At 76.2% G+C, this 5,298-nt stretch carries 5 protein-coding genes; all 5 read right to left on the bottom strand.

Annotated features, from left to right (window positions below; translation table 11 throughout):
* The coding region (locus NT8_RS27050) for an MFS transporter (RefSeq protein ID WP_157515996.1) at positions 1-652 on the bottom strand (652 nt) is incomplete at its 3' end.
* A gap of 284 nt (positions 653-936) precedes the next feature.
* Positions 937-2,007: a Gfo/Idh/MocA family protein gene (locus tag NT8_RS27045; protein WP_067975646.1), complete on the bottom strand. Its 1,071-nt coding sequence runs from the start codon at positions 2,005-2,007 to the stop codon at positions 937-939.
* A 13-nt stretch (positions 2,008-2,020) separates the two neighbouring features.
* Entirely contained in the window at positions 2,021-2,332 is a 312-nt protein-coding gene (locus NT8_RS27040; RefSeq protein WP_157515995.1) for a hypothetical protein, read from the bottom strand.
* Between the two features lie 16 nt (positions 2,333-2,348).
* Positions 2,349-2,621 (bottom strand): hypothetical protein, encoded by a 273-nt coding sequence (locus NT8_RS27035; RefSeq protein WP_217999329.1) that lies wholly within the window; start codon positions 2,619-2,621, stop codon positions 2,349-2,351.
* Between the two features lie 132 nt (positions 2,622-2,753).
* Positions 2,754-4,916, bottom strand: coding sequence for a WD40 repeat domain-containing serine/threonine protein kinase (locus NT8_RS27030; protein WP_067975641.1), 2,163 nt, complete (start codon positions 4,914-4,916; stop codon positions 2,754-2,756).
* Between the last annotated feature and the right edge of the window lie 382 nt (positions 4,917-5,298).

Below are 5,298 nucleotides of genomic sequence, written 5' to 3'. Positions count from 1 at the left end.
CCCCGCCGATGCGGTGCGGCAGCCCGGGGCCGCCGGAGCGGCGGGGGCGCGGGGTGAACCCCCGGGGGCGCGGCACGGCGGCGAAGTACACGGCCATCGCGGCGAGCGCGAGCACGGAGTCGGCGCCGACGCCCCACCGCCAGCCGCCCGCGTCGGCGACGGCCCCGGCGACCAGGCGCCCGCTCATGCCGCCGACCGTTGTCCCGGCGATGTAGACGCCGGCGACGCGGCCGAGGTGGGCGGGGTGCACCTCCTCGGCGAGGTAGGCCATCGCCACGGCGGGCACCCCGCCCAGCGCCGCGCCCTGCACGCCGCGCAGGGCGAGCAGGACCCACATGTCGGGGGCGAAGGGCGCCGCGAGGCCGAGCGCGGTGGAGACGGCCAGGGAGGCGCCCATCACCCGGACCCGGCCGTACCGGTCGGCGGCGCCGCTCCACACCAGGACGAACCCCGCCAGCCCGGCGGTCGCGAAGGAGACGCTGAGCGCCGCGTGCGCCGCCGAGGTGCCGAACCCGGACGCCAGTCCGGGCAGGACCGCCTGCACGGCGTAGAGCTGGGCGAACGTGGCGATACCGGCGGCCGCCATGGCGATGACGACGCGCCGGTATCCGCGGCTTCCGGCGCGATGGCCGCCGGTCGGGGAACCCTCCATACATCCGACGTTAGACAATGCGCTGGCCAGGCCGGTGACCCGGGTGGGCACCCGGCCCGGCTCCGCCACCGGCCAGGGGGCGTGGGGCGGTACACGGTCGCGGTCGCCGGGGCGGCGCGGCGGGACAGCACGGCGGGCCGTGCCGGGCGCACCTGGCCGCCGTCGCCGGGCGGCGCGGTGGGGCCGTTCCGATACCGGCCGCGCGGCGACCGGGCCACCGCCGCCGGGCGCCCTGCGGCCCGAGCAGGCGGCACCGCAAAGGGGGCCGCTGGGGCCGGCGGATGTCAGAGGGTGACGTTGCTCCCCGTCCGCGCGCTCGCGCGGGCGGCCTCGATGACCTCCAGTCCGTGGATCACCTCGTGCAGCTCCACGGGGAGCGGTTCGGCCTCGCCCACCGCGTCGCGCACGCCCGCGTAGAAGGCCGGGTAGGCGCCGCGCTCGCTGGGGACGCGGCGCAGGTCGCCGTCGGTGCCCAGCCGGCCCCACGCCGATTCCGGCTCCACCCCCCAGTCGGGGGCGTCGGGGCGCTCGCCGGCGCCGAGGCGGGCCTCCTGCCCGTCGAGGCCGTCGATGGTGAACGCGGCGCGGTCGCCGAGGACCCGGAAGCGCGGACCGAGCTGGCCGGCCACGGCGCTCATCCACAGGTGCGAGCGGACGCCGCCGGTGTGGGTGAGGGCGAGGAACGCGTCGTCCTCGGCCCCGACACCGGGGCGGCGGGTGTCGAGTTCGGCGTAGACCGAGGCGACCGGGCCGAACAGGTTCACGGCCTGGTCGATGAGGTGCGGCCCGAGGTCGTAGAGGATGCCGGACCCGGTGTCGGCGCCGCCGCGCTCGCGCCAGTGGTCCTTGGCGGTGGGCCGCCACCGCTCGAACCGCGACTCGAAGCGGGCGACGCGGCCCAGGGCACCCTCGTCGATGAGCCGCCACAGGGTCAGGAAGTCGGAGTCCCAGCGCCGGTTCTGGTAGACGGTGAGGACCTGCCCGCGGCGCTCGGCCTCGGCGGCCAGTTCGCGGCCCTCGGCGGCGGTCAGCGCGAACGGCTTGTCGACCACCACGGCGAGGCCGGCCTCCAGCGCCCGCCGGGCCAGCGGCGCGTGCGTGGCGTTGGGGGTGGTGACGACGGCGATCTCGACCTCGTCGGCGCGCGCCCACAGCTCCTCGACGGAGCCCAGGACGGCGGCCCCGGGGTAGCGGCGGCGCACCTCCGCCCGCCGCCCGGGGTCACCGGTGACGACGGCCGCCAGCCGCAGCCCGGGGGTGGCGTCGACCAGCGGCGCGTGGAACCACTCCCCACCCTTCCCGTACCCGATGACGGCCACGTGCAGTTCCGGCCCGACGGCGTCCCCAGAGCTCATGATCCGACTCTAGTCACCCCCCGGCCGTCAGCTCACGGACCGGATGCCCCTTCACCGCGATGAGCCGCCGCACATCCGCCGCCGACACGAACACGTCCTCGGCCTCCGCCTCGGCGCCGAGGCGCTCCTCCAGCCACTCCCGCATCAGCGCGGTCACCCGGACGCCGCGCTCGTCGGCCGCCGCGCGCAGCCCGCGCATCACCGTGCGCGGCAACCGGAGTGACGTCGTGATCATCGGATTCTCCACCGCGTCGTCGTTGGGCACCGAGTCCGCGATCTCCTCGGAGAAGTCATGCCCCTCGGCCCAGCGAGCGACATCGTCCAACCTGTTCGGGTCCATGTCAGCACCCTTTCATCTTGCGGAACCAGCGAACCTCGGTGGCCGTCATGTCGCGAGCGGTGGCCACGTACACCCGCCCATCCATGCTGTCCACCACCACCACGACCAGAGGCCGTCCGGCGGCGGACCGGCCGAAAACGTAGCGGACGTCGTCCGGACCCGCCCGGCGCCGACTGCCCCGCGACCCGAGGACGTCCTCGACCTCGTCGGGCGTCACTCCGTGGCGGGCGATGTGCGCCTCCGCCCTCTCCGTCCACATGATCTCCTCGAACACACGGTAAGGCTAGTGCGTTTCGCATTGCAAGGAGGGGAGAATGGCGTTTCATGGACGCGCGAACTGGCGAGGCGGGGCGGGGCACGGCTGACCTTCGGCGGGCGGGGCCGGGGTGACTCGAGGGCGGTGTGGTTAGCCGACGGGCCACAGGAGGATGGTGCCGTCGCTGTGGCCGGCGGCGGCGACGGTGCCGTCCGTGCTGAACGCAACCGACGTGACCCGCCCGTGGTCGGCGACCGCCGGGTACACGGCGGTCTCCTCCCAGGTCTCGGTGTCCCGCAGGCGCACGGTGCCGTCCTCGTGGCCGGTGGCGATCGTGGAGCCGTCCGGGCTGAAGGCCAGCGACGCCGTCGCTTCGGCGGCCGTGAGCGTCGTGACCTCCTCCCGGGTGCCGGTGTCCCACAGCCGCACGTCGCCGTCGCACGCGGCGAGCAGGCCGCCGTCCGGGCTGAACGCCACCGACTCGAACGAGGAGTCGTGGCTGGTGAGGACGGCGATCTCGGCGCCGTTGCGGGAATCCCACAGCCGGACGGCCCCGCCGTCACTGTCCTCGAAGACACCGGCCTGGTCGACCGCCGTGGCGCTGGCCAGCGTGGTGCCGTCCGGGCTGAACGCCATCGAGGTCACGTAGTCGGGTGGCCCTTCGACGGCGGCGGTCTCGCTCCCGGTGCTGGTGTTCCAGAACCGCACGTTGCCCACGGGGTCGCTGGTGGCGAGGGTGGTGCCGTCCGAGCTGAACGCCACCGAGGTGATCCAGTCGTCCTCCAGGATGGTGGCGACCTCCTCCCAGGTACCGACGCCCCACAATCGGACCGACTCGTGACCGGTGGCGAGCAGGGTGCCGTCCGGGTCGAACGCCACGCTGGGGGTCCCCACGGACACCGGTGAGTCCTCTTCGATGAGGGTGGCGCTCTCCTCCCAGGTGCCGGTGTCCCACACGCGTACGGAGAACGCCGTGTCGCTGGTGGCGAGCGCGGTGCCGTCGGGGCTGAACGCCACCGAGTTCACGGTGTCCTCGTGTCCGGTGAGGGTGAGGAGGGGTTCCGGGGGAGGCACGGAGACCGTGTCGGACGGTTCGCCACCGGGGCCCTCCGCCACGAGCCAGGCACCCGCGGTGGGCACGGTGGTGAACGCCACGACGGCGCCGACGACGAGCCATACCCCCTTGCGCCGCACCCGGTCGGGGGTACTACCGCCCGGCCTCCCGGCCGCCGCGCGCGGGGGGCGGGCGGGGGCGGCGAAGGGCGGGGCCGGCGGGGCCGGCGGGGGCGGCGCCGCCGTGGACCCGCCGCCCTTGGCGGGCGGCCGGTCGGCGGCCGGGTCGACGTACGTCGGTGCCGGGGGGAAGGTCGTCGCGTCGGACGCGCCGCCCTTCGAGGACGACCGGTCGGCGGCGGAATCGACGTAGGTCGCCGCCGGAGGGAACGTGGTCACCTCCGGCCCGCCGCCCTCGGCGGCGGGGCGGTCGGTGGCGGGCGGGGGCCCGGTGCGGGCGGCGAGGGCGCCGAAGCGGGTGAGGACCGCGTCGGGGGTGGGCCGCCGCTCCGGGTCGTGGTCCCAGCAGGCGGTGATCAGCGCGCGGGTCTCGGGGTCGACGTCGCCGGGGTCGGGGGGCGGCCCGATGAGGCGGCGGATCGTCGCCGCCATGGACGCCCCGTTGAAGGGGTTGGTGCCGGTGGCGGCGTAGGCGAGGACGGTCCCGAGGGAGAACATGTCCGAGGCCGGACCGACGTGGGAGTTCTCGGTCTGCTCGGGCGACATGTAGGGCAGGGTGCCGAACACGGCCTCGTGGGTGGTCAGCCCCTCGGAGTCCAGCGGCCGGGCGATGCCGAAGTCGATGATGCGGGGCCCGTCGCCGCTGAGGATGATGTTGCCCGGCTTGAGGTCGCGGTGGACCAGCCCGCAGGCGTGCACCGCCTTGAGCCCTTCGGCCAGCCCGGCGGCCAGCGCGTGCAGGGCGGGGGGCGCGATGGGCCCGTTGTCGCGGACCCGCGTGTCGAGCGTAGGGCCGGGGATGTAGGCGGTGGCCACCCACGCGGGGTCGCCCTCCGGGTCGGCGGCGACGACCGGGGCGGTGTGGAAGCCGCCCACCCGGCGCGCGGCGTCGACCTCGCGGGCGAAGCGGGCGCGGAAGCCGGCCTCGCGGACCAGGGCGGGCCGGATGACCTTGACGGCGACCCGGCGCCCCGACGGTGTGGCGGCGAGGTAGACCCGGCCCATGCCGCCCTCGCCCAGCCGGTGGATGAGCCGATAGCCGCCGATGTGCGCGGGGTCGGACGGCTCCAGCGGGTCCACCCTGCCCGTCCTCCTCCACGCTCCGCCGCGGCGCTCGGGCCGGGCCGGAGCGCGCCCCTTCCCGCCGGGCGCGGCGGGGCGCCTCATCGTAGCCGCGGCGCATTCGGACACGCACGACATGTCACCGGATCGCAACCGATGATTCGCGTCTCCGGACGGTGCGGGCCCCCGACCGCGCCGACCACCCCGACCGCCCGGCGTCCCGCGCGCACCGGGACGGCACGGGTCGCCACCGGTGATCCGCGTCCGCGGACGGTGCGGCGCCGCCCCGACCGCGCGGAGCGCCCTGCGCCACGCGCCGGGGCGCGCCCGCCGGGGCCGGCGTCCGTCGGCGCGCGGCGGCCCCGGCACACGCGCGGGGCCGCCGGCTCCCCCGAACCGG

This window comes from Nocardiopsis trehalosi NBRC 14201, assembly GCF_001552555.1.
Taxonomy (GTDB): domain Bacteria; phylum Actinomycetota; class Actinomycetes; order Streptosporangiales; family Streptosporangiaceae; genus Nocardiopsis_B; species Nocardiopsis_B trehalosi.
The sequence above is the reverse complement of the archived record's forward strand: the minus strand, read 5'-3'. Positions and strand labels throughout refer to the sequence as shown.

Excerpts from the sequence above, each read along its gene's own strand:
- NT8_RS27045 (WP_067975646.1), bottom strand. The coding sequence starts at position 2,007 with ATGAGCTCTGGGGACGCCGTCGGGCCGGAACTGCACGTGGCCGTCATC.